This is a genomic window from Streptomyces sp. NBC_00388 (genome assembly GCF_036061255.1).
GTDB lineage: Bacteria > Actinomycetota > Actinomycetes > Streptomycetales > Streptomycetaceae > Streptomyces.
Genome location: NZ_CP107948.1, coordinates 728705 through 751014 on the forward strand (window position 1 = coordinate 728705; position 22310 = coordinate 751014).

General features: G+C 71.7%; 23 protein-coding genes. 11 read left to right on the forward strand and 12 right to left on the reverse strand.

Annotated elements, in window-relative coordinates; translation table 11 throughout:
• The first annotated feature begins 42 nt into the window (after window positions 1-42).
• Window positions 43-1038, forward strand: a complete 996-nt coding sequence (locus OG917_RS03330) for an MASE1 domain-containing protein (RefSeq protein ID WP_443058903.1) — start codon at window positions 43-45, stop codon at window positions 1036-1038.
• On the opposite strand, the gene OG917_RS03335 is transcribed toward OG917_RS03330, so the two are convergent.
• Window positions 987-2726, reverse strand: coding sequence for an MFS transporter (locus tag OG917_RS03335; protein WP_328315993.1), 1740 nt, complete (start codon window positions 2724-2726; stop codon window positions 987-989). The genes OG917_RS03330 and OG917_RS03335 overlap by 52 nt on opposite strands.
• The gene (locus tag OG917_RS03340; protein WP_328315994.1) at window positions 2726-3184 is read right to left on the reverse strand and encodes a MarR family winged helix-turn-helix transcriptional regulator; all 459 of its coding nucleotides are present in this window, start codon (window positions 3182-3184) and stop codon (window positions 2726-2728) included. The genes OG917_RS03335 and OG917_RS03340 overlap by 1 nt, the downstream gene beginning before the upstream one ends.
• A 436-nt stretch (window positions 3185-3620) precedes the next feature.
• Here OG917_RS03340 and OG917_RS03345 point away from each other — a divergent pair, with 436 nt between their 5' ends.
• The 5 genes from OG917_RS03345 to OG917_RS03365 all read left to right on the forward strand — a co-directional run bounded on the left by OG917_RS03345 (window position 3621) and on the right by OG917_RS03365 (window position 8517).
• Complete coding sequence (locus tag OG917_RS03345) at window positions 3621-5501, forward strand: hypothetical protein (protein ID WP_328315995.1); 1881 nt, start codon at window positions 3621-3623, stop codon at window positions 5499-5501.
• Window positions 5502-5765: 264 nt separating this feature from the next.
• Window positions 5766-6005, forward strand: a complete 240-nt coding sequence (locus OG917_RS03350; RefSeq protein ID WP_328315996.1) for a hypothetical protein — start codon at window positions 5766-5768, stop codon at window positions 6003-6005.
• Window positions 5975-6220, forward strand: coding sequence for a hypothetical protein (locus OG917_RS03355; RefSeq protein WP_328315997.1), 246 nt, complete (start codon window positions 5975-5977; stop codon window positions 6218-6220). Before OG917_RS03350 ends, OG917_RS03355 begins: the two co-directional genes overlap by 31 nt.
• Window positions 6221-6342: 122 nt before the next feature.
• On the forward strand, window positions 6343-6894 hold the full coding sequence (locus tag OG917_RS03360; protein ID WP_328315998.1) for a hypothetical protein: 552 nt from the start codon (window positions 6343-6345) through the stop codon (window positions 6892-6894).
• A 138-nt stretch (window positions 6895-7032) separates the two neighbouring features.
• Window positions 7033-8517, forward strand: a complete 1485-nt coding sequence (locus OG917_RS03365; protein WP_328315999.1) for an MFS transporter — start codon at window positions 7033-7035, stop codon at window positions 8515-8517.
• Between the two features lie 73 nt (window positions 8518-8590).
• Here OG917_RS03365 and pspAB read toward each other — a convergent pair whose 3' ends face one another.
• The 4 genes from pspAB to OG917_RS03385 form a co-directional block, all read right to left on the reverse strand.
• The gene (gene pspAB / locus OG917_RS03370; RefSeq protein ID WP_328316000.1) at window positions 8591-9184 is read right to left on the reverse strand and encodes a PspA-associated protein PspAB; all 594 of its coding nucleotides are present in this window, start codon (window positions 9182-9184) and stop codon (window positions 8591-8593) included.
• A 92-nt stretch (window positions 9185-9276) separates the two neighbouring features.
• Complete coding sequence (gene htpX / locus OG917_RS03375) at window positions 9277-10182, reverse strand: zinc metalloprotease HtpX (protein WP_328321631.1); 906 nt, start codon at window positions 10180-10182, stop codon at window positions 9277-9279.
• A gap of 165 nt (window positions 10183-10347) precedes the next feature.
• Window positions 10348-11562: a cytochrome P450 gene (locus tag OG917_RS03380; protein ID WP_328316001.1), complete on the reverse strand. Its 1215-nt coding sequence runs from the start codon at window positions 11560-11562 to the stop codon at window positions 10348-10350.
• 49 nt (window positions 11563-11611) lie between these two features.
• Window positions 11612-11803 carry a ferredoxin gene (locus OG917_RS03385; protein ID WP_328316002.1) on the reverse strand — a complete coding sequence of 64 codons (192 nt, stop codon included), beginning with the start codon at window positions 11801-11803 and terminating at the stop codon, window positions 11612-11614.
• A 225-nt stretch (window positions 11804-12028) separates the two neighbouring features.
• Here OG917_RS03385 and OG917_RS03390 point away from each other — a divergent pair, with 225 nt between their 5' ends.
• Window positions 12029-12490 (forward strand): MarR family transcriptional regulator, encoded by a 462-nt coding sequence (locus OG917_RS03390; protein ID WP_328316003.1) that lies wholly within the window; start codon window positions 12029-12031, stop codon window positions 12488-12490.
• Between the two features lie 175 nt (window positions 12491-12665).
• On the opposite strand, the gene OG917_RS03395 is transcribed toward OG917_RS03390, so the two are convergent.
• The 3 genes from OG917_RS03395 to OG917_RS03405 are packed head-to-tail and all read right to left on the reverse strand — an operon-like array spanning window position 12666 to window position 16330.
• Entirely contained in the window at window positions 12666-14003 is a 1338-nt protein-coding gene (locus OG917_RS03395; protein WP_328316004.1) for a M20/M25/M40 family metallo-hydrolase, read from the reverse strand.
• Entirely contained in the window at window positions 14000-15376 is a 1377-nt protein-coding gene (locus OG917_RS03400; protein ID WP_328316005.1) for a cytosine permease, read from the reverse strand. The genes OG917_RS03395 and OG917_RS03400 overlap by 4 nt, the downstream gene beginning before the upstream one ends.
• On the reverse strand, window positions 15377-16330 hold the full coding sequence (locus OG917_RS03405) for a DUF1177 domain-containing protein (RefSeq protein WP_328316006.1): 954 nt from the start codon (window positions 16328-16330) through the stop codon (window positions 15377-15379).
• A gap of 129 nt (window positions 16331-16459) precedes the next feature.
• Here OG917_RS03405 and OG917_RS03410 point away from each other — a divergent pair, with 129 nt between their 5' ends.
• From OG917_RS03410 to OG917_RS03420, 3 genes are all read left to right on the forward strand, one after another.
• Window positions 16460-17272 carry an IclR family transcriptional regulator gene (locus tag OG917_RS03410; RefSeq protein WP_328321633.1) on the forward strand — a complete coding sequence of 271 codons (813 nt, stop codon included), beginning with the start codon at window positions 16460-16462 and terminating at the stop codon, window positions 17270-17272.
• A gap of 66 nt (window positions 17273-17338) precedes the next feature.
• A complete protein-coding gene (pepE, locus tag OG917_RS03415) occupies window positions 17339-18067 on the forward strand; it encodes a dipeptidase PepE (RefSeq protein WP_328316007.1) in 729 nt (242 codons plus the stop codon).
• A 231-nt stretch (window positions 18068-18298) separates the two neighbouring features.
• On the forward strand, window positions 18299-18946 hold the full coding sequence (locus tag OG917_RS03420; RefSeq protein ID WP_328316008.1) for a phosphatase PAP2 family protein: 648 nt from the start codon (window positions 18299-18301) through the stop codon (window positions 18944-18946).
• A gap of 54 nt (window positions 18947-19000) precedes the next feature.
• Here the strand turns inward: OG917_RS03420 and crcB are convergent, their stop codons facing one another.
• Together crcB and OG917_RS03430 are read right to left on the reverse strand one after the other, a co-directional pair.
• Entirely contained in the window at window positions 19001-19375 is a 375-nt protein-coding gene (gene crcB, locus OG917_RS03425) for a fluoride efflux transporter CrcB (RefSeq protein ID WP_328316009.1), read from the reverse strand.
• Window positions 19372-19926 carry a fluoride efflux transporter FluC gene (locus OG917_RS03430; protein WP_443058904.1) on the reverse strand — a complete coding sequence of 185 codons (555 nt, stop codon included), beginning with the start codon at window positions 19924-19926 and terminating at the stop codon, window positions 19372-19374. The genes crcB and OG917_RS03430 overlap by 4 nt, the downstream gene beginning before the upstream one ends.
• Before the next feature lie 314 nt (window positions 19927-20240).
• Between OG917_RS03430 and OG917_RS03435 the strand changes: the two genes are divergently transcribed.
• Window positions 20241-20954 (forward strand): DedA family protein, encoded by a 714-nt coding sequence (locus OG917_RS03435; RefSeq protein WP_328316010.1) that lies wholly within the window; start codon window positions 20241-20243, stop codon window positions 20952-20954.
• Window positions 20955-20993: 39 nt separating this feature from the next.
• On the opposite strand, the gene OG917_RS03440 is transcribed toward OG917_RS03435, so the two are convergent.
• Entirely contained in the window at window positions 20994-22307 is a 1314-nt protein-coding gene (locus OG917_RS03440) for a PP2C family protein-serine/threonine phosphatase (protein ID WP_328316011.1), read from the reverse strand.
• Window positions 22308-22310 lie beyond the last annotated feature (3 nt).

The following is a 22310-nucleotide window of genomic DNA, read 5'->3' on the forward strand; positions in this document are numbered from 1 at the left end:
CTTGCCGCGCCGTATCCCGGGACACGGTGTCTGATGGAGGCCGTGACACGCAGCGAGACAGCCAGAAGGGCGACGGCAACCGCCCTGCGGATCGTCGCCGTCGCCGTCGCGTACTACGTGTCCGGCCGGATCGGTCTGCTGCGCCAGGTGACGGTCCACGGCGCCGTCGTCACCCCCCTGTGGCCTCCCACGGGCGTCGCCCTGGCCGCTCTGCTGTTCTGGGGCCTGCCGGTCTGGCCGGGCATCGCGATCGGCGCCCTGCTCGCCGTCGCGTCGACCGGCCACCACTTCGACCTCAGCAACGTCGGCATCGTCGCGGGCAACACGCTGGCCCCGGTGTGCGCCCTCCTGATGCTCCGCAGAGCGCGGTTCCGCATGGACATCTCCCGGCTGCGGGACGGCGCCGCCCTCGTCTTCCTCGGAGCGCTCGGCGCCATGCTCATCAGCGCCACGATGGGGTCCGTCATGCTGCTCATCGACGGCAAGCTCCCCCACAGCGGTTTCTGGCCGGTGTGGTTCGCGTGGTGGTCGGGGGACGCGGTGGGCGTGCTGATGGTGACTCCGCTGCTGCTCGTCCTGCGCCGGGCCCGGCTCCCCCGGCGCACCGACAGGTGGGCCGAGGCCACAGCGCTCGCGGTCGCCACCGCCGTGGTGGTCCCGGTGGCCACCGGGAGCCACTACTCGCTGCTGTTCCTGGTCTTCCCGCTGCTGATCTGGGCGGCGCTCCGCTTCGAGCTGGCGGGCAGCGCGCCCTGCGCGCTGCTGGTGGCCGTGCTGGCCGTCGTCGCTGCCACCGGACGCGCGGGGTCGTTCAGCACCCTCAGCCTGTTCGAAGCGATGATCGACCTGACGGCGCTCAACGGATCGGTGGCACTCACCGCGCTGCTGCTGGCCTCGATCGTCACCGAACACAAGAACGTCCGGCGGCACATCGAGCGGGTCTGTGAGGAGCTGGCCGATCTGGTCGACCAGCTCGCGCCCACCGATCAGCGGCGCGGCTGGCCGTCGTCGGAGACCCGCCGGCGCGAGGGCGGCTGACGATGGTGGCGCCCTCGCAGCAGTGAGGCGAGCGCGGCCACGAGCGCCATCGCGGTGGCGACGCCGAAGACGGTGACGAGCCCGTGGTGGAAGGGGCCGGAGACGAGTCCGGGGAAGAACTCCTTCCCGGTCAGCGTCGCGGCGTTGCGCGCGGGCAGCTTGTCCAGCACACCGCTCGGGCCGAGCAGCTGACTGATCGGATTCTTGCCGAGGAAGGTGGCGAACAGGGTGCTCACCGGCGGCAGCCCCGCCACCTGGTGAGCCGTGCCGTCGGGCACGCCCTGGCCCTGGAGACCGCTGCTCAGCGCGTGCGGCAGCGTACCCGCGAGTCCGGAGATCATCAGGGAGAACGAGAGACCGATCGACAGGGCCGTGCCCGAGTTCTGGAAGGTCGAGCGCATCCCCGACGCGACGCCGCGCTGCTCCGGCGGCACACTGCCCATGATCGCCGAGGTGTTCGGGGCGGAGAACATTCCCTGCCCGAGACCACTGACCAGCAGCAGGGCAGCGAATTCCGGGTACGAGAAGTTCACCGGCAGGAGCAGCAGGCCGACGAACCCGGCGGCCACGAGAAGCAGCCCGGTGGTGGAGAAGAGCCGCGCGCCGTAGCGGTCGGAGAGGAAGCCGGACACCGGTCCCGCGATGAGGAACCCGACCGTCAGCGGCAGCATGAAGATGCCCGCCCAGAGCGGGGTGCTCTCGAAGTCGTATCCACGCAGCGGGAGCCAGATGCCCTGGAGCCAGATGATCAGCATGAACTGGAGCCCGCCGCGGGCGATGGCGGTGAGCAGCGCCGCGAGGTTCCCGGCGGCGAAGGCCCGTACCCGGAAGAGCCCCAGCTGGAACATGGGTTCGGCGACCCGGGTCTCGATGAGGCAGAAAGCCACGAGCAGCAGCACTCCGCAGCTGAGCCCGCCGAGCACCCAGGGATTGGTCCAGCCGGTCGGATGTCCGCCGTAGGGCTGGATCCCGTAGGTGATGGCGGCGAGCAGGATGCCCGCGCCGGCGGTGAAGGTGAGGTTGCCCGCCCAGTCGATCCGGCCGGCCGTGCGGGAGCCGGTCTCGCGCAGGCTCCGGTACGACCAGATCGTGCCGAACACACCGATGGGCACGCTCACCCAGAACACGGCACGCCAGTCGATGGTGGCCAGCAGACCGCCCGCCAGCAGGCCGAGGAACTGCCCGGCCAGCGCGGTGATCTGATTGACGCCCAGCGCCATGCCGCGCTGCCGGGCGGGGAACGCATCGGTGAGGATGGCAGCCGAGTTCGCGGTCAGCATCGAGCCGCCGACCGCCTGCACCACACGGAATCCGATCAGCCACAGCGCACCGGATCCGCCCTTCAGCGGATCGAGCGAGAGGGCGAGTGAGGCGCACGCGAAGATCGCGAAGCCCATGTTGTACATCCGGACCCGGCCGAACATGTCGCCGAGCCTGCCGAGTGCGACGACCAGCACCGCGGAGACCAGCAGATAGCCGAGGATCATCCAGAGGAGATAGCCGATGTTCCCGGGGGCGAGCGGGTCGAGCCCGATCCCGCGGAAGATGGCGGGGAGGGAGATGATCACGATCGAGCTGTCCATGGTCGCGATCAGCACGCCGAGTGTGGTGTTCGAGAGCGCGATCCACTTGTATCGCTCGCCGACCTCGGCGCTGCCGCGCGGGCTGCCGTTCCCGGCGGCCCGCATCACAGTCGCTCCGCGAGCCGGTCGAGCAGTGGCACCACCGCGAGGAGAGCCTGCCGCTCGGCGGGCGTGAACTCCTCGTCGAGCACCCCGGCGAGCCGCTGGACCGACTCCGACCGCCGGTGGAGCAGCACCTTCCGGCCGGCGTCGGTCACCGTGATCACCGCACGGCGGCCGTCCCGGGCATCCGGCCCGCGGCTCACCAGTCCACGCTCCTCCAGGGCGGCCAGTGTCGATGCCATCGCCTGCGGGCGCACCCGCTCCAGCTCGGCGAGCGAGCCGGGGGAATCCGCCCCGTCCCTGCTCAGCCGGGAGAGCACGGACACCTCGGAGAGCGTCACGTCACCCACCCGGTGGGCCTGTCTCAGTCTGCGGGCGATTCTCGCCACCACCAGCCTGATGGACTCCGCCGCCCCGGCCGAGTCCGCCGGTTCCAGGCCGGTGCCGCCGGTTCCGGTCACGCCCTCACCCCCGCTGCCGTGCTCGGCGTACCGGCCCGCTGCCGCCCGCCAGGTACTGACAATAGGCTTATCAACCTCTCGTAACCACAGCATGAGCGTCGTCCGCCCCGCCCCCGCGTCCTGGGCGCGGAGGAGGCGGCCGGACCCGGCCGTGCGCCCGGGACAGCCGTTCGGCGCAATGCGCCACCGTACGGCTGCCACCCCGCCCACCTGGGGTTTTACGGCCCCGCCTGGCCATCGGTGTATCCGTCGCGGCCCCCGGCGGCGGCTCCCGTCCTAGCCTTCGCAACAGAAGGCCGCACGGCGGACGCCGTCCGGGGCCTTCCGCGAGCGACCTGCCTGCGTGCGCGACGTGCTCCCGTACGGTCTGCGTCCGCACGACGGCTGCCGCTGCTTTCCGGTCCGGGGTTCCGGGCTCACCATGAAGGAAGCTGCCATGGACGACCGCCCGCCCACGCGCGGCCCGGCCGCCGGGACGCGACGGCCGCTCGGCGGTCCTGTCCGGGTGCTGCGGGCGCAGCGGCTGCCGGACGCGGCCCCGCCGCAGTGGCACCGCGGCCTGACCGTCATCGCGGTCATCAGTCTCTTCATCGGCACCCGCGATCTCTGGACCGAGGCGATCACCGCGCACGCGACGGTCGCGGCCATCGTCATGGTCGTCTACGCGGGGATCCTGGTCTGCGGCGTCCTCGCCTTCTCGGTACGCGGCCGCCGCGCCCTGGGCAGAGTCGACCTGGCCGTGCTGGCCCTCGCGGCCACCCTCGTGCTCTGCAACTACTGGCTGGATCACGCCGGTTCCGACGAGGGTGTGCTGACCGCTCAGGCGGCGAACGCGATCCTGCACGGCCGGCCCGTCTACGGTCAGCCCTGGCCCTGGCTCTTCGACTCACCGAAGGTCGGGGTCACCAAGACGATGTCGGGCGGCGCCGACTACACGTACGCCTATCCCCCGCTGACCGCGCTGATCGCGGCCCCGGTCCACGCCGTGATCCACTCCACGGCAGCGGCGACCGCGGTCACCACGGCAGCGCTGCTGATCGGCACGGCCGCCCTGTGGGTGCTGCTGTCCGCACCGTGGCGTCCTGCGGTCACCGCGGTCTGCCTGGGCTTCGGCCTGCTGCCCGGATACGCGCGTCTGGGCTATCCGGCCGTGGTGGCCCTCGCCTTCCTGGTCCCGGTCGTCGTCCGCTGGCACCGGACAGGGGCGGGCGGCCGGCTCGGACGGTACGGGGTGTTCCGGGCCGTCTGCCTCGGTGCGGCCTGCGCCAGTCAGCAGCTGGCCTGGTTCCTCGTCCCCTTCCTGCTGATCGGGGTCCATGCCGTGCGCCGCGGCGAGCTGGGCGGGCGTGCCGCCTTCGGTGTGGTGGCCAGGTACGCCGGTACCGCTGCCCTCACCTGGGCAGTGTTCAACGCCCCCTTCGCGGCCGCCGGCTTCCACGACTGGCTGGAGGGCTCACTGCTGCCCCTCACCCAGGGGGCGATCCTGCACGGCCAGGGCGCCATGGGGATCTCCTACTACTTCACCGGCGGCAGCAGCCGCCTGAACTTCTACTCCTACGCGAGCGCGCTGCTGCTCCTGGGACTGCTCGGGGCCACCCTGCTCTTCGTGCGGCGGCTCGGCCCTGCCCTCACCGTGCTGCCCTGGCTGCCCTTCTATCTCGCCATCCGCTCGCAGGACGGCTACTACCTGCTGATGACGCCGCTGTGGCTGGCGGCGGCCGCCACCGTGCCCGCCTCCGCGCTGGCCGCCGCCTGGCAGCCGGGGCTCCGGGGTGTGCGCTCCCGCAGAGCCAAGTCGCTGGTGGCCACCGTGCTGGTCGTCCCGTCCCTGCTCTGCCTGACGGTGGCCGCCGCGAGCCCCCCGCCGCTGCGCATGAGTGTGACGCCGCGGCTCGCCGACCGGCCGCACCGCGGTATCACCTCGGTTCTCGTCCGCGCGGTGAACACCACCGGCCACCCGCTCTCGCCGCACTTCGCCAGCCGTACCGGCCAGGGGGCCTCCGGATTCTGGACCGTCCGTTCGGGTCCTGCCACTCTCGCCCCGCACGCCTCCGCCTCGTACGTGGTGAGCCCACCGGGCGGATTCCGCAGCCTGCCCCGCAGCGGTGCGCCCTTCTATCTCATCGTGGTCAGCGACAGACCGATGACCATCACCACCGCCACGCTCCCCTCGGCGTCCTCCGCGGCCGGCCGGCCGGCGGACCGGACCCCGGGGCCGCCCGCCTGTGCCGCGCCCGGCCGCGCCGGGGGGTACGGCATCACACCGGCGGGCCGGAGCAGTCCGTGCCCAGCGGCCGGCGGGCACGGTCCGCTGTGAAGCGGGTCCCGGGCGAGGAGCCGGGGACCGGCGGCCAGGAACCGGACCGCTCGTCCAGTCCGCTGGTGGTCCCCGAGCTCACCTGGGAACAGTCGAGACTCCTGCGGCGCACCGGGCGGGAGTGGGGACGGGTGTCCGCCGCGCCGGCGGCCTGGCGCCACGCCCTGCCCGTCGACCCCGACATCGGTCAAGCTCACCGAGGGCGCCGGCAGTTCGCCGCCCGCCCCGCGGCCCCCGGGTACGGCGGGGCCGCCCCTCGGGACCGTGGCAGGGGGCCGGGAGCCCGCGGACGACCGGGAGTCCGAGGACTCACCGGAGTCGGTCAGTCATCTGTCCGTCGTCCTGATCGACGCGCTGCACCAGGCGAGCATGCGCGCGCTCGCCTACGCCGCCTCTCTCCAGCAGCCGGTTCTCGCGCTGCACGTCAGCGCCGGTGACGAGGACGCCGAACGGTTCCGCGAGGGCTGGCTGCTGTGGGGGACCACCTTCCGCTGCGGATCGTGATCTCGCCGTACCGCGCGACCGTCGCTCCGCTCGTCGGGTACATCGAGTCGCTGCACCACCAGCGTCCTGACCTGACCATCACGGTCATCCTCCCGGAGATCGTCGTACGCCACCGGCAGCACCGCCTGCTGCACAGCCCGCTCGGAGGGCGGCTGCGACGCGCGCTGCGCCCCCTGCCGAAGATCGTCGTAACGACTGTGCCGTTCCACATCTGAGCCCTGCCGTTGCCGTCGTGCGGGGAATACAGTGGAATCGAGAGGGAGATTTATCTCATTGCGTACCAATTTTGGGTGTTCTCGCTCGCCGGGTCCACGCCCCCAGGAAGGTGCTGCCGCCCATGAACTCCGAACGCGCCGAACGTCTGGTGACCGCGCTGCGCGCCCGTGGGGTGATGGCGCACCTCGCCGAGGTGGGCGTCTACCAGTTCGGGGTCCGCGTCGTCATCGACTGGAACATCGAGGCGATCTGGGACACGGACGGGGCCGCGGGGCTCGACGCACAGGTGCTCAGCGACGGAATGCTGGTGGGGTTCGTGCCCCACATCGAGGGCTCCGAGGACTTCACCGAACAGCAGCTGATCGACACCATCGCCACCACCCGCTACTCGACCGAGGGTCTCCGTCCGCCCGCCGGTGCCGACACGGGCACCGCCCCGGCGGACAGCGGCGCGAGGAGTACCGGCGCCGCTGCGGACACCGGCGCGAGGGGCGTGAGCAGCCCGGGGCAGCCCGGTCACGCGGGGAGCGGGGAGGACCCCGCTCCCCCGGAGCCGTCCTCGCCCGCCGCTCCGCCCCCTTCTCCGGCCGACCCGGCGCCCCCGCCCCCGCCTGGTCCGCAACCCGCCCCGCCTGACCACCGCAGGCCGAAGGACCGCTGGTGGCGCCGCTGACCCCGGAGCGGGCCGCCGGTCCGCGGGACGGAGTCACCCGGCAGGCATGGCGCCGGGCGGCCGGCGCGCAGGGCGGGGCGCGGCCGAAAGGGTGCTGACCGGCTCGCCGCACCCGCTGCGGACGGGGATGATCCGGATATGGATATCCGCCTGTCCACGACCCGGGGCCGCTGGGTCATCCTCACGACCGTGCTCGGATCGAGTATGGCGCTGCTGGACTCCACCGTCGTCAACGTCGCGCTGCCGCGCATCGGTGACGACCTGCACGCCCCGCTGGCCTCCTTGCAGTGGATCACCAACGCCTACACGGTCACACTGGCCGGCCTGATCCTCCTGGGTGGCTCGCTCGGCGACCGGTACGGACGCCGCAGGGTGTTCGTCACCGGGGTGGTCTGGTTCGCGTGCGGCTCGCTGTTGTGCGGCGTCGCGCCGAACACCGCGGTGCTGATCCTCGCGCGCGCCCTGCAGGGCGTCGGCGGCGCGCTGCTGACGCCGGGCTCCCTCGCCATCATCCAGGCCAGCTTCCATCCCGACGACCGCTCGAAAGCCGTCGGCATGTGGTCGGGTCTCGGCGGCATCGGATCGGCGATCGGCCCGTTCGTCGGCGGCTGGCTCGTCGACGGACCCGGCTGGCGCTGGGTGTTCCTGATCAATCTTCCGCTCGCGGCTCTGTGCGTACCGGTCGCGCTGCGGCACGTGCCGGAGACGAAGGATCCACGGCACCACGGCAGGTTCGACGTGGCCGGGGCCCTGCTCGGGGCGCTCGCACTGGCCCTCCTGGCCTACTCACTCATCGCGCAGAACGTGTGGGCCGGGGCGCTCGGCGTCGTGGGCGCGGTGTCGTTCGTGCTGGTGGAGAAGCGGCGGCCGGACCCGATGCTGCCGCTTTCGGTCTTCTCCTCACGCCTGTTCACCATGGTCAATGCCGTGACCCTCTGCGTGTACGCGGCGCTGGGCGGCTTCTTCTTCCTGGGCACGCTGCAACTCCAGGTCGTGGCCGGCTACTCGCCGCTGGCGGCCGGCACGGCGCTGCTGCCGACGACGGTCCTCCTGCTGCTGTTCTCGGCGCGTTCCGGGCAGCTCGCGGACAGGATCGGCCCCCGGATCCCGCTGACCGTCGGCCCGCTGCTCTGCGCAGGAGGCCTGCTGCTGATGCTGCGAGTCGGCAGGAACGCCTTCTATCCCACGGACGTGCTCCCCGCGCTGCTCGTGCTCGGCGCGGGTCTGGTCACGCTCATCGCCCCGCTGACCTCGACCGTGCTCTCCTCCGTGGAGACCGCGCGGGCGGGTCTCGCGAGTGGCGTGAACAACGCGGCGGCCCGGGCCGCGGGGCTGATGGCGGTCGCCGCGCTGCCGTTCCTCACGGGGATGGGGCCGCAGGCGTACCACTCGGCCACCGCCTTCGACCGGTCCTTCGACAAGGCCATGCCGATCTGCGCGGGCATCATGATCACGGGCGCGCTCGTCGCCTTCCTCACCGTCCGGAGGCCGGCCCCCGCTGAGCCCGAGCAGGTCCGTGCGGCGCCCGAGTGCCGCATGAGCTGCGGGCTGTCCGCGCCGCCGCTGGAACAGGTCCCTGCGGAAACGTCTCCCGGGCAGCGGCAACTGCGCGCGCCGAGCTGACCGCTTCCTCGTCCTCACGGGCGCCGCCCGTACCCTCCCCGGCTCGTGCGGGCTCACCCGAGGGGTCCGCTCCTCAGCCGCTCCGCAGACCGGGCGCACCCCAGACGGGGAACCATCTGGCGAGGTCCGGCTCGATCCGCAGGTCGTCCCCCAGAACCGCCTTGACCTGGAGCTCCAGCGAGCTGTTCCGCTTCTCCGCAGCGTCCGGCACCGGCGCGAAGGGGAAGAACGTGCCCCGCTTGTACAGATAGACCAGCGCGAGCGGCCGCTGCTCCGCGTCCTCGAACGCGAGCAGTGAGCAGAGCAGCTGCGGACCGAACCCGCCCTCCTCCAGGAGCGAGTTGACAGCGTGCAGGTCGTTGACGAGCGCGGCGGTGTCGTCCGGCGGCTGCTGGGCCAGCAGCCAGGTGTAGCCGTACGCGTCGCGGCTGAAACGGACCGGTGAGCCGCCCTGCGCGGTGTCCGCGTCGAGCAGTTCCTCCACGTCCTGCCTGATCCGTGCGAAGCCACCGCCCTCGACGCCCGCGAAACAGACGGACCCCAGCCCGGTGGGGGTGAAACCCGCACCCGCCTGGAGGGTGAGCGCCGCGGACGGCAGAACGAACAGCTGGTCCAGGTCGGGCCTGACCGGTTTGCTCCGGCCGAGAATGCTGTCGAGAAGTCCCACGGGGCGTACTCCTACGGGTCGGGGCGGCCGGCCGCCGTCCTCGGGTCACGGACCGGTGCCGCGGCCCGCTCGACGAGCGGGGGGCCGGGCTGTCACGGCCGGGCGAGCTCGGCGGAGATGCGGGCGAGCTGGTCCAGGCGCTGTTCGAGCGTCGGGTGGGAGGAGAGCAGCCGGCCCAGGCTCTCCTTCGAGGAGAAGGCCGGCATGAAGTAGAAGGCGTTGTACGGCTCCGCCTTCCGCAGGTCCTCGGTCGGGATGCGGGCCATCTGGCCGTTCACCTTGGTGAGCGCCGAAGCGAGCGCCGAAGGGCGGCCGGTCAGCAGGGCTGCGGCCCGGTCGGCGGAGAGTTCACGGTAGCGGGAGAGCAGCCTGGTCAGCAGGAAGCTGATCGCGTACACCACGGCGCTGACCAGCGGCACAAGTGCGATCGCGAGGCCGATCGGGTCCGAGCTCCTGCTGCTGCGGGCGAGTCCGCTCCACAGGGTGATCCGGGTGAGGAGGCCGGCCAGTACGCCGAGGAAGGAGGCGATGGTCATCACCGCGGCATCGCGGTGGGCCACGTGGGACATCTCGTGGGCGAGGACGCCCTCCAGTTCCTCGGGCTCCAGCCGGCGCAGCAGACCGGTCGTGGCGCAGACCAGTGCGGTGCGCTCGCTGCGGCCGGTCGCGAAGGCGTTCGGGATGTCGCTGGCGGCGATGGCCACCCGTGGTTTGGGCATGTCCGCGAGCGCACAGATACGGTCGATCGCGCCGTGCAGTCCGGGAGCTTCGGCGGGGGTGACCTCCCGCGCGCCCATGGTGACGGCCGCGATCTTGTCGCTGAACCAGAACTGGGCGACGAGGACGACTCCCGCGATCACGAGGATGACCAGCCAGGCCCCGTGCAGCAGGACGAGCAGCACACCGACCAGGACGACGTACAGCAGACCGAGCAGGAACATGGTGGTCACCATGCGCGTGGTGAGACCGCGGTCGAGGGTGTAGCGGCTTCGGATCATCTTCGACTCCCGTAGCGGTTCTCCCCCTGTGGTCATTGTCCTCCTTCCTCGTAAAGGCGGGGTATGCGGTGAGTTCCCGTCTCCCTCCCGGGCCCGGGACCGCGGTCCGTACGCCGGCGCCGCGGTCCGCCCCTGGCGAGGGGGCGGAGCGCGGCGCCGGCCGGTTCACCAGGCGACGGGCAGTTCGTGGACGCCGTAGACGGCCATGTCGGTGCGGAAGGGAATCTCCTCCAGCGGGCGGTCGAGCCGCAGGCCCGGGAGGCGGCGCAGCAGAGCCGGGTAGGCGAGCTGCAGCTCGATCCGGGCGAGGTTCTGACCGAGGCACTGGTGCGGTCCCGATCCGAACGCGAGGTGCCTGCGGGCGTTCCGGTCGATGTCGAGCCTGTCCGGGTCCTCGAAGACCGCCGGGTCGCGGTTGGCGACGTCGGTGGCACAGATGACGGCCTCACCGGCCCTGATGAGCTGTCCGCCGACCTCGATGTCCTGCGTGGCGACGCGGCGCCGGCCCAGGTGGGTGATGGTCAGATAGCGCAGCAGTTCCTCGACGGCGCCCGCGACCCGCCGGGGGTCTCCGTCGCGGACCGCGGCCAGCTGCTCCGGATTCTGCAGGAGCGCGCAGGTCCCGAGGGCGATCATGTTGGCCGTGGTCTCGTGCCCTGCGACGAGCAGGAGCCGCGCCTGTTTGGCGCATTCGTCGCGGGTGCTGATCCCGGTCACCAGATAGTCCGCGGCGAGACGGCTGAGCAGGTCGTCGCCGGGGTGCCGGACCTTCTTCTCGACCAGGTCGCCCAGGTAGTCGACCAGTTCCTGCGAGGCGTCCAGGGCGTCCTGCGCACTGCTGCGGGTGTCGATGATGACGGCGCTCGCCCGCTGGAAGAATCCGTGGTCCTCGTACGGGACACCGAGCAGCTCGCAGATGACCAGGGAGGGCAGCGGCAGCGCGAAGGACGTGACCAGGTCGGCCGGCGATCCGGCTTTCTCCATCCCGTCCAGCAGCTCACCGATGATGCGCTCGATGCGCTCCCGCAGGGCCTTGGTCCGTTTGATGGTGAAGTCACCGGTGAACCGTTTGCGCTGCTCGTTGTGTTCCGGCTCGTCCATCGTGATGAAGGAGCGGTTGTGGGCGCGGGTGGCCTCGCTGCCCGCGCTGATGCTCGGATAGGAGGGCAGCCTGTTGTCGGCGCTGATGCGTTCGTCGCGCAGCAGGGCCACCTGGTCGGCGTGGCGCGTCACGTACCAGGCGGTGGCGCCGTTCCAGAGCGTGACCCGGGATATCGGCTCGGAGCCGAGCAGCCCGGACATCGCCTGCGGAGGGTCGAAGGGGCATCCGGCGGCGCGGCTGGTGGTGTACGCGGGAGGTGCGGTGGGGGCTTCGGTCATCGTCGTCCTTCCACAGGGGGTGAGGTGTTCCAGGGGCCGGGCGGCGGGGTCAGGACAGCGTGATGGCCGCGGCCGGACAGATCTGGGCGGCCTCCTCCACGGCGGCGTGCTGTGCGGCGGGGGGCCGGCTGTCCAGTACGACGACGATCCCGTCCTCGTCCCGCTGGTCGAACACGTCGGGGGCAGCGAGTACGCACTGGCCCGCGGCGCAGCACTTGTCGGTGTCAACGGTGATCTGCACGTCGTTCCTCCAGCAGTAGGGATGAGCGCGTTACTTAACCAAAGTAACTTCTCATCGCGGACGGTAGTACTCCGCTCACGTCCCGGGGAACCCCCTGTTCATGTACAGGGCATCTTTCTGGCCAACCCCGGGCCCCCGCACCGGAAGGTCCGCGCGGGGCCAGCGGTCCTGCCAGGTCCGCGCGGACGGGGGTCCCGAGCGGCCGGTGTACGGGATCATCGTGGCGTGGACCATCCCGAACCCGGCAGCCCCGCCGCCCAAGACCTCTACAGATCCCTCGCCGACCTCGCCTACACGATGGCGGGCAACCGCGCGCACATGCGGCTGCGCGTCCAGGCCGAGGTGGCGGTCGACCGCGCCTCGCTCGCCCTGCTGCGCACGCTCGCCGCTGCGCCCTCACCGCTCCGGATGGGCGAGATCGCCCAGGCCCTGCTGGTCCAGGCGCCGCATGTCAGCCGCGAGATCCGAAGCCTGGAGGAGCGCGGGCTGGTGCGCACGGTCCGGGAGCCGGGCGACCAGCGGGCCCGCCTCATCGCCGTCACCCAGGACGGGCGCGAGGTGGTGGAGCGCGCGGAGGAGGCAGGGAGGCGCTGGCTCGACGAGGCCCTGCACGGTTTCGCCCCGGACGACCTGATCACCGCGGCTGCGGTGATCAGCCGTGTCGTCGAGGCCTACCGCAACCCCTGAGCGGGGCGGGCGCACCCCCTGAGCGGGGGCAGGCCGGCGGCGCAGGACGGCGGACGAATGGCGCGATCCCGGGGGTCCCCGGCGCCGCGCCGGGAGACACGCAGTACGCCCCCGGCGTCCGTGACGTCGGGGGCGTACGCGGAACGCGGACCGGTGCGGGATCCGTTCCGGGCGGTCAGGCGCTCTGCCAGAGCCGGGTCATCACCCGTACACCGAACCGCAGTCCTTCGAGGGGCACCCGCTCGTCCACTCCGTGGAAGAGCCGCCCGTAGTCCAGGTCGTGCGGGAGCTTGAGCCCCTTGAAGCCGAAGCACCGGATGCCCAGGCGGGTGAAGGCCTTGGCGTCCGTACCGCCCGGATTGCAGTACGGCACCGGGTGGCCGTCCGGGTCCTCGGCGCGCACCGCGTCGCACATCGCGTCGACGAGCGGACCGTCGAACGCGGTCTCCATCGCGAGGTCGTGGTTGACCCACTCCCGGCTGACCGACGGCAGCAGCAGGGCGTCGATGGTGTCGATCAGCTCCTGCTCGTGGCCGGGCAGGAAGCGGCCGTCGATCCGGGCGGTGGCCCGGCCGGGGATGACGTTCGTCTGGTAGCCGGCCTGGAACATGGTGGGGTTCGCGGAGTTGCGGAGCACCACCTGCATGAAGTCCGAGACCGGGCCGAGCCGGGCGAGGCTGCCCTCGATGTCGTCCTCGTCGAACTCGACGCCGTAGAGCCTGGCGGCCTCGGCGAGCAGCGCACGCACCGGCTCGATGAGACGGACCGGGAAGGTGTGGCGGCCGATGCGGGTGAGCGACTCGGCGAGATCGGTGACGGCGTTCTCGTCGTTCGGCGACGACCCGTGGCCCGCCCTGCCGATGGCGGTCAGCTCCATCCAGGCCATCCCGCGCTGGGCGTTCTCGATCGGGTAGAGCCTGCGTGTGCCGTCGATGGCGAAGGAGAATCCGCCGCCCTCACCGATCGCCTCGGTGACACCCGCGAACAGCTCGGGCCTGTGCTCGACGAGCCAGTGGCCGCCGAACCTGCCGCCCGCCTCCTCGTCCGCGAGGAAGGCCAGGACCAGGTCCCTGGACGGCCGGGTGCCGGTCCGGGCGAAGTGGCGGGCGGTGGCCAGCATGACGGCCACCGTGTCCTTCATGTCGATCGCGCCGCGGCCCCAGAGGTAGCCGTCGCGGATCTCCCCCGAGAACGGGGGCACCTGCCACTCGGACGCGTCCGCCGGCACGACGTCGAGGTGGCCGTGGACCATCAGTGCGCCGCGCTCCCGGTCCGCACCCTCGATGCGGGCGATGACACTGGCCCGTCCCGGCGCGCTCTCGATCAGCTCGGACGCGATACCCACCTCGGCCAGCCGGGCCACGACCCAGTCGGCGCAGGCGCGCTCGTTGCTGATGGGGTTGGAGGTGTCGAAGCGGATGAGTTCCGCGCAGAGATCGACCACCTCGCGCTGCGCCTCTTCGGACGCGGGGGCCGGTCCGGCAGTGGTCGTTCCGGTCTCAGGGGTGTTCATGCCGCTCCCACGGGGGTGTTGTTGTCGGCGACGGCGAGGTCCGGGGAGGCCTCCAGCGTCGAGGTGCCGTACGGCTTGATCCAGCCCAGCAGGCCGAGCGCCGCATAGAGCACGAAGGCAGTGATCAGCGAGTTCAGCGCGGGGATTCCGCCGTCGTAGAACTTGCCGACGCAGAACGCCGCGATCCAGATGACCAGGGACATCGGGACCCAGGTGGGCGAGGTGGCCGGCAGGATCTGCGCCTCGCGGGTTTCGTCCAGCGGCTTGCGCATGCGCCGGACGATCCAGTACTCGGCCACGATGATCCCGCCGATCGGCGGGATGGCGACGCCCAGCAGCGACAGGAAGTCCGTGAAGTGGGTCATGATGCCGACCGCCGACAGGAGGGTGCCCGCGAGCCCCAGCACGATGGTGACCGCGCCGCGGTGCAGACGCTTGCCGAAGACGACCTGGAAGAAGTTGACGACGCCGAGCGAGGAGCCGTACAGATTCCAGTCGTTGACCTTGGCGGTGGACATCAGCACCACGATCACACCGACCGCGCCCGAGGTGCTCAGCACGATGTCCGAGACCTGGTTGCTCTTGACCAGGTGGCCCAGCAGGACGCCCGTCATACCCACGATGTACTCGGAGAGGATCATGGACGAGGCGCTCTGCAGGAAGACGTGTGAGCCCTTCCTGTTGAAGCGCGTCATCTCCGGCGCGACGATCGCGCCCGTCATGAACCCGCCCGCGATGGCGGTGGCGGCCACGGCCAGCGATATGTGGTGGGCCGGCGCCGGCGAGTGGACCAGGTCCATGAAGGAGTGCTTGGTCAGGGTGGAGATGACCGACCAGGCGACCAGTGCGAAGAACAGCGGGGTGACGATCTTCGCGAAGACCGCCATGTACTTGAAGCCGAAGATCACCAGCGCCGTCACGGCAAGTCCGGCGATCACGCACCACATCCAGGAGGGGCCGCCGACCAGCGAGGAGACGCTGTCTCCGAAGATCGTGTTCTGCACACCGAACCAGCCCACCAGGCTGACCGCGATGACGAAGCTGACCAGCGCCGAGCCGTTGCGGCCGAAGCCGACCCAGCGGGTGAGCAGCGGGGTCGCCAGCCCTTCGCGCATACCGGCCAGGCCGATGGCGAAGATCACGACCTCCAGGGTCACCGCGCCCAGCGTGAAGGCGAGGAACGCCTGGCCGAAGGTCATCCCGACGCCGATGGTGGCGCCGAGCGTGAACTGGGAGATGGACCCGGACTGGGCCAGCCACTGGAGCAGCATGCTCCCGAAACCGAAGCGCTTGTCGCGCGGGACGCGGGAGAGTGCGTAGTCGTCGCTTCCGATGCCCTTGGTGGCTTCGTCAGCGGGTGGTGAGGTTGCCATTCATGACTCCCTGGGCTGGCGGCCGAGGGTCTGCAGGTGCGACAGCGACCCATAGCGGTTGACGAGGTTGCCGAACTCCACTGCGTCGTGGAAGTCGAGTTGTCCTGCGGCGTAGACCTTGGCGGTCTCGACGGCGAAGCGGGCGGCGGAGGCGATGTCCGTCTCGTGGCTCGCGCCCGTCTGGCAGCCGGGCACCGCGGCAGCCGACGTGATCGCGAGGCCGACGACCGGAGCGGCGGTCGCCGTGGCAGGCTGCAGGATCGAATTGATGTGGTGTGCCCCATTACCGTACGGAGTGATGTCCTGGGTCGTCACGGGGTAAGTGACCAACGGCTCACCCGTCACGACCGCGAGCAGCTCACCGAGCTGCTCGCTCACCCGCAGCACCCAGCCCTCCTTGACGGTGGGCGACAGGGCGAGGCCCTTGTGGTTGATGATGCGGTTGCCCTTGGTGGTGTCGATGGAGAGCACCGCCTCCATCTCGTCCGTCACCTCGTGGCGGTTCATGGTCGCGATGTCCACCGGCGAGCCCATGAACGGCACCGGGTCGTGCGGCTCGGTGGGCGCGTCCGGGCAGACGTGGGTGGCGACGATCACGTCACCGGGCAGCACGTCTCCCCGCCGGCGCATGTCGAGCAGCTTGGCGGCCGTCGCGAGCGCGGCGGCCGCTCCGTCGGCGTCCGAGACGAGTCCGGTCACCTCGGGCCGGGCACCGACCCCGCCGAGCCGGCCGACCACGCCGAGGGTGCGGGCCGTTCCACCCGAGGAGCGGCCGTGGCGGCCCGGAATACGGATCTGCACGAAGTCGGTGGAGCCGCGCTCGCCGGTCACCGAGGTGACCGACGCCCCCGACCCCCCGGGGCCCGCCACCGCGTCGAGGTACGCGACGACGCGCTTGCCGTCGGCCGCGGGATCGTCCAGCAGATCCACGATGTCCAGGACGTACTTCAACATGAGGGGCCTTTCTCGCTGCGTCAGCACCCGCTGCGTTCCGGGGGTGCTGACAGCAGATTCGGGATCCGATAGCGTTGAGCGCAACTGTTTCCCTGTATTTGCAATTCGGGTCTGGATGGTGAGATGACGATGGCCGAGATCGACCTGGACCGCCGCAAGCCCGCGGGGGCGCTGCAGACCGTCGACCGGGCGCTGCTCGTCCTGCTGGCCTTCGAGCGGACCCGGCCGGACTGGGGGGTCACCGAGGTGGCAGCCGAATTCGGCTGGGACACCTCCGTCGCCCAGCGCCTGCTGTCGACGCTGGCAGGCCGCGGTTTCCTGGTCTCCGACCCGGCCACCAGGCGCTACCGCATCGGCCCCGCCGTCCTGCGGCTGAGCCGGCAGTGGGAGCGCTCGGGCTCACTCGAACTGCTGGCCGGGCCGGTACTGGAGGACCTCTGCCGCGCCACCGGCGACACCGTGCTGTTCTGTCTGCCGGACAGCTTCCACATGCGCTGCGTGGCGGCGGAGGAGGGCGAGGCGGGGCCGCTGCGGTACTACCCGCTGGTCGGCGAGTTGTATCCGGCGCACGCGGGCGCGACCAGCAAGTCGTACTACGCCTTCCTCGCCGACGACCAGCGCCACCGGCTCTTCCGCGCCCGCCCGATGGCCCGCTTCACCGACCGGACGGTGACCGACGCGGATCTGCTGGAGCAGGAGTTCCTGCGCATCCGCGCCCAGGGATACGCGTGGACGGTCGGCGAGTACGACAGCGGGATCGCCACGCTCGCCGTCCCGGTCTTCCTCGGCCGGGAGCCGTACGGCAGCCTCAGCCTGGGCGGCGCCGAGCAGCGGTTCCCCGACGGCCCCGAGCCCCGGCTCGACAGCCTCAGACAGGCCGCCCAGCTGCTGGAGAAGCGGCTCACCCATCCGCCCCAGCGCACCCGGCGCCCCCGCGGCTGACACCACCGGACCCTTCCGGGCCCGGACCTTCCCCCGATCACGTCCCATCACTGAAAGAGCGCCACCGTGAACCTGCTGCTTCTGTCCAACTCCACCCAGTACGGGCGGGGTTACCTGGAACACGCCCTGGACACCGTCACCGGCTTCCTGCCACAGGGCGCCAGGCTCGCCTTCGTCCCCTACGCCCTGGCCGACCACGACACGTACACCGCACGCGTGCGGGGCGCCCTGGAACCGGCCGGGATCTCCGTGCGCGGGGTGCACGAGAGCGGCGACCCGGTCGCCGGACTGGCCGCCGCCGACGCCGTGTTCATCGGCGGCGGCAACTCCTTCCGGCTGCTGAGCGCGCTGTACCGTACGGGTCTGCGCGAGGCCGTACGCGATGCCGTGCGCGGCGGCCTTCCCTACATGGGCGCCAGCGCGGGCACCAACATGGCGGCGCCCACGCTCCGCACCTCCAACGACATGCCCATCGTGCAGCCGCCGTCCTTCGACACGCTCGGGCTCGTGCCCTTCCAGATCAACCCGCACTACCTCGACCCGGACCCGGAGAGCACACACAAGGGCGAGACGCGCGCGGAGCGTCTGGGGGAGTTCCTCGAGGAGAACGACGTGCCCGTACTGGGGCTGCGTGAAGGCAGCTGGCTGCGGGTGGACGGGGCGGCGGCCACGCTCGCCGGGGAGCGCCCTGGCGTCCTGTTCACACGGGGCGCACCCGCCCGGGAGCTCCCGGTGGACAGTGACGTCTCCGAGCTGCTCGCCACCGTGCCGCGCTTCGACTCCCCCGCCGTGTGACGGTCCACGCGGGGTGAGGGCCCGGCGGAGCACGGGACCGGCCGCGCACCGCGCTCCGCCGGCCGGCACCGCCCGCTGTTCCGGTCAGCGTTTCCCGCTGTCCATGATTTGGCTCCCCCCAGGCCACCGTCTACAGTCCTGTAGATACATGTCCGACCGAACGTTCCGACCGCGGATGCCGCGCGCCTCCCCCCGGAGCGGTCCGCCGACCGAGCCTGAGAGTTCCGCCTGATGACCCCTGCCTCCCTGGTGCCGCTGGCCTTCGACGGCTCGCACATCGACGGTTCGCTGTTCACCACCGTCACCGATTTCGCTCGGGACACCCGGTGGCTGAACGGCCCGCTGGAGTCGTGGACCGGCATCGGCCTGGGCGTCTTCGCGGTCCTCATGGTCATCGGCTGGTGGCAGGCGAGGCGCCGGGACAGCGCGTCGATGGCGCTGGCCCTGGCCGCGCCGGTGAGTGTCGTGGTCGCCTTCGGCGTGGCCGAGGTCGTGAAGAAACTCATCTCCGAAGTACGGCCCTGCCGCTCGATGCCGCACGCGTTCATCGTCGAGACCTGCCCGGTCCGGTCCGACTTCGCCTTCCCCAGCGGACACACCACGACGGCGGCGGCGACCGTCGCGGCCCTCTGGCTGCTCAACCGGAAGCTGTGCGCCGTCGCAGCGCTCTTCGCCCTCTTCGAGGGGTTCACCCGGGTCTACGTCGGCGCGCACTACCCCCATGACGTCCTGGGCTCGGCGCTCCTCGCCCTGCCTGTCGCGTTCCTGACCAGCCTGGCCCTGCGCCGCCTCGCCACTCCCCTGGTCGAGCGGCTTCGGCCAGGAGTCCTGGCCCCCGTTCTGACCGCGCGTCCGGCCGGGGCGCACACGGCCGGCTGATACCCGCCGCCGCCATCCCGCCCCCGGCCGACGACGCGACTTCGCGGACGGCCCTCAGCCCCAGAGCGCCTGGGCGGCGGAGGCCCCCGCGAAGGCCGCACCAAGACCGGCCACCACACTGGCCGTGACATTGACCGCGGCGAAGAAGCGGGCCCCGTCCTGTGCCAGGCGCAGGGTCTCGTACGAGAACGTCGAGTACGTCGACAGCGCCCCGCAGAACCCCGTCCCGACCAGCACCTGGACCGGGGACGGGGCAGCGCCGGCAGCGACTGCCCCGGTGACCAGCCCCAGGATCAGGCAGGCGACGACATTGACCGCGAAGGTGCCCCAGGGGAAGACCGTGTCGTGCGACGCCTGGATCCTGCGGTCGGCGAGATAGCGCAGCGGGGCGCCGACCGCGGCTCCCGCCATCAGGAGAAGCCAGTTCAACGTTCCTCCGCTCCGCGGCCGGTGCGGCCGGCGCTCTCACGGGCGACCGCAGTGACGTCCCGGGACCGGGACGCCTTCCGGACGCAGAAGCGGCGGGTCAGGGCAGCCGCGGCCCAGACCGCCGCCAGCGCCGCCAGCGGCGTCAGCGCCAGAGAGGCGAGCGCGGTGCGGGCCTGCCCGGCGGCCACCAGCCCCCTGATGTCCATGGCGTACGTCGAGAAGGTGGTGAAGCCGCCCAGGACCCCGGTGCCGAAGAAGGGGCGTACGAGACGGTGGACCGACCGGGCCTCGGTGATGACCACCATGAACACGCCGATGACCGCACAGCCCACGGTGTTGATCACCAGCGTCGTCCAGGGGAAGGCCCCGCCGGCCGTGGGCCACAGGAGCGAGGCGCCGTACCGTGCCGATGCCCCGGCCGTACCGCCGAGCGAGACCACCGCGAGGACGGGCCACTGGGCGGCCTGCCGCTCTTCGCGCGGTACGGGGGCGGGGCGGGCGGTGGCGGAGCCGACGGGGTCGTCCACCACGGGGGCGGGGGTCTCAGTCACGTGGTTCTCCTACTCGGCGGTCACGGCGCGCGCCCGGGGCGCACACCATCGCAAGTAGGGACCGTCGGCGGCACGATCGCCGCAGTTCGGATACGGCGGGCCCCACCGCCGCGCGCGGGGACACCGGCCTCCTCGCTCCGGTGGATCATACCGTGCGGCGCAGCGCCCGCTCCAGCCGCGGACGGCCCCGCGGTGGCCGCCCCCGCGATGCGGAACACCGCGTCGGCTGACAGCCTCGGACACCACACACCTCGCACGCTCCGGGGGACGTGCGCACGGGCCGCAGGAGCACGACGACAAGGGAGGAGGCCGCGGTGGGCACGGTCACCGGCTGGCTGTCCGGGCTGTCGGGCGCCGCCGTCTACGCGGTCGTCGCCGGGCTGGTCTTCTGTGAGGACGCGCTGTTCTTCGGCTTCGTCATCCCGGGCGAGAGCGCTGTCGTGATCGGGGGCGTGCTCGCGGCGAAGGGCCAGGTCTCCGTGGTCTGGCTCGCCCTCATCGTGGTGTTCGCCGCCATCGCCGGGGACTCCGTCGGCTACGAGATCGGCCGCAGATTCGGTCCGCGGCTGCTGGCCGCGCGATCGCTGCGCCGCCACCGGAACAGCATCGAGTCCGCCCGGGACCTGATCCGGCGGCGGGGGCCGGTGGCCGTGTTCCTCGGCCGTTTCGTGGCGTTCTTCCGCGCGGTCATGCCGGCGCTCGCGGGCGCGTCGGGCATGCCCTACCGCACCTTCCTCCTCTTCAACGCCCTGGGCGGCCTGGTCTGGGGGGCCGGCTTCACTCTGGTCGGCTACGCGGCGGGCAACGCCTACAGCAGCATCGAGAACTTCGTCGGCCGGGGCGCCGCGCTGCTGTTCGTGGGACTGGTCGTCGTCGTGCTGGTGATCAGATACGTCCGGCGGCGCCGCAGGGGCGACAGCGCGGGCGGGGGCCCGGCCGACGGGGCGGACACGCCTGCGGACGGTGGCACATCCGGTGAGCCCGGGGACGGCGCCGGCGGGACCGGCACCCCCGGCCGCGGCGAATGAGCGCGCGCGGCTGCCGCCCTGTGTCACCCCGGGCCTGTGTCACCCCGGGCCCTGCTCCACCGGCGGAACGCGCAGGGCCAGTACCGCGATGTCGTCGAAGTGGCCGTCCATGAGTCGCGCCAGCAGTTCGTCGCAGAAGGTCTGGAGGGGCTCCTCGGCCAGGTTCGCCACGTGCTGGCGGAGTCTGGTGAAGCCCCGGCCGATGTCCTCACCCGGCCGTTCGATGAGCCCGTCCGTGTACAGCAGCAGGGTGGAGCCCGGCTCCAGCACGGTCAGTGCGTCCTCCCGCTCGATGGCCGGATCGACCCCCAGGACCGGGGCCAGCCCCTCCTCCAGGAGCCGGCTGCCCCCGGCGGGGCCGGTCAGTACCGGGGACGGGTGCCCCGCGTTGGTCCAGTGCATGAACCACGGCCCGGTGGGGGGCGTGTAGATGCGTGCGATCACACCGGTGACCAGTTCGGTCGTGCTCAGCCCCTGCATGACGCCGTCCAGGCGGCGCATCACGCCTGCGGGCGAGTCACCGCTGTCGTAGGCAAGCGACCGCAGCATGTTGCGCAGCTGTCCCATGCCCACGGCCGCGGAGAGGTCGTGGCCGACGACATCGCCGATGGCCAGCACGGTGGAGCCGTCGGTCAGCCGGAAGGCGTCGAACCAGTCGCCGCCGACCTCGGCTCCCTCCCGCGCGGGCACGTAGCGTGCCGCGAGTTCCAGGTGCTCGATTCCCGACAGGTCGGGCAGGAGCGAGAGCTGCAGCTGCTCGGCCGTGCGGAGCTGGACCGCGTACAGCCGGGCGTTCTCGACTGCGAGCCCGGCCCGGTGTCCGAGGTCGGCGGCGAGGGAGATCTCCTCGTCTCCGAAGGGTTCGGCCGACTCGGTGCGGACGAGACTGAGCGCGCCGAACACCTCTCTGCGCACCTGGAGGGGCACGATCAGCACCGACTTCGCGCCGAGTACGCGGTAGAGCTCCAGCTGCGCCGACTGGAGGGACCCCGCGGACGCAGGAGCCCCGAAGTCCGTCACGGTCACCGGCCCAGCGCCGCGCAGTACCCGGGCCAGCGGGGCGGCAGCCTCTTCGGACCACGGCAGGCTGTCCGGCTGCTCCGGCAGCTCGCGTGCGGAGTCGCGGTGCACAGCGGTCCGGCGGCGCACCCCGTCACCCTCGACCAGATCCACCACGCACGCGTCAGCGAGCTGAGGGACGATCAGCCGCGCCAGCCGGCCGAGCGCCTCCTCGGCGTCGAGCACGCTGGACAGGGCGGTACTGACGTCGGAGAGCAGCCGCAGGCGGGCGGTCGCGCGCTCCAGGTCCTGCCTGACCGCCGCGAGCCTGTCCTGCGCATCGTCTGTGGCCACACC

Excerpts from the sequence above, each read along its gene's own strand:
- OG917_RS03335 (WP_328315993.1), bottom strand. The coding sequence starts at position 2,726 with ATGCGGGCCGCCGGGAACGGCAGCCCGCGCGGCAGCGCCGAGGTCGGC.
- OG917_RS03420 (WP_328316008.1), top strand. The coding sequence starts at position 18,299 with ATGACCCCTGCCTCCCTGGTGCCGCTGGCCTTCGACGGCTCGCACATC.
- OG917_RS03360 (WP_328315998.1), top strand. The coding sequence starts at position 6,343 with ATGAACTCCGAACGCGCCGAACGTCTGGTGACCGCGCTGCGCGCCCGT.
- OG917_RS03395 (WP_328316004.1), bottom strand. The coding sequence starts at position 14,003 with ATGAACACCCCTGAGACCGGAACGACCACTGCCGGACCGGCCCCCGCG.
- OG917_RS03405 (WP_328316006.1), bottom strand. The coding sequence starts at position 16,330 with ATGTTGAAGTACGTCCTGGACATCGTGGATCTGCTGGACGATCCCGCG.
- OG917_RS03400 (WP_328316005.1), bottom strand. The coding sequence starts at position 15,376 with ATGGCAACCTCACCACCCGCTGACGAAGCCACCAAGGGCATCGGAAGC.
- htpX (WP_328321631.1), bottom strand. The coding sequence starts at position 10,182 with ATGATCCGAAGCCGCTACACCCTCGACCGCGGTCTCACCACGCGCATG.
- OG917_RS03410 (WP_328321633.1), top strand. The coding sequence starts at position 16,460 with ATGGCCGAGATCGACCTGGACCGCCGCAAGCCCGCGGGGGCGCTGCAG.
- OG917_RS03380 (WP_328316001.1), bottom strand. The coding sequence starts at position 11,562 with ATGACCGAAGCCCCCACCGCACCTCCCGCGTACACCACCAGCCGCGCC.
- OG917_RS03345 (WP_328315995.1), top strand. The coding sequence starts at position 3,621 with ATGGACGACCGCCCGCCCACGCGCGGCCCGGCCGCCGGGACGCGACGG.
- OG917_RS03365 (WP_328315999.1), top strand. The coding sequence starts at position 7,033 with ATGGATATCCGCCTGTCCACGACCCGGGGCCGCTGGGTCATCCTCACG.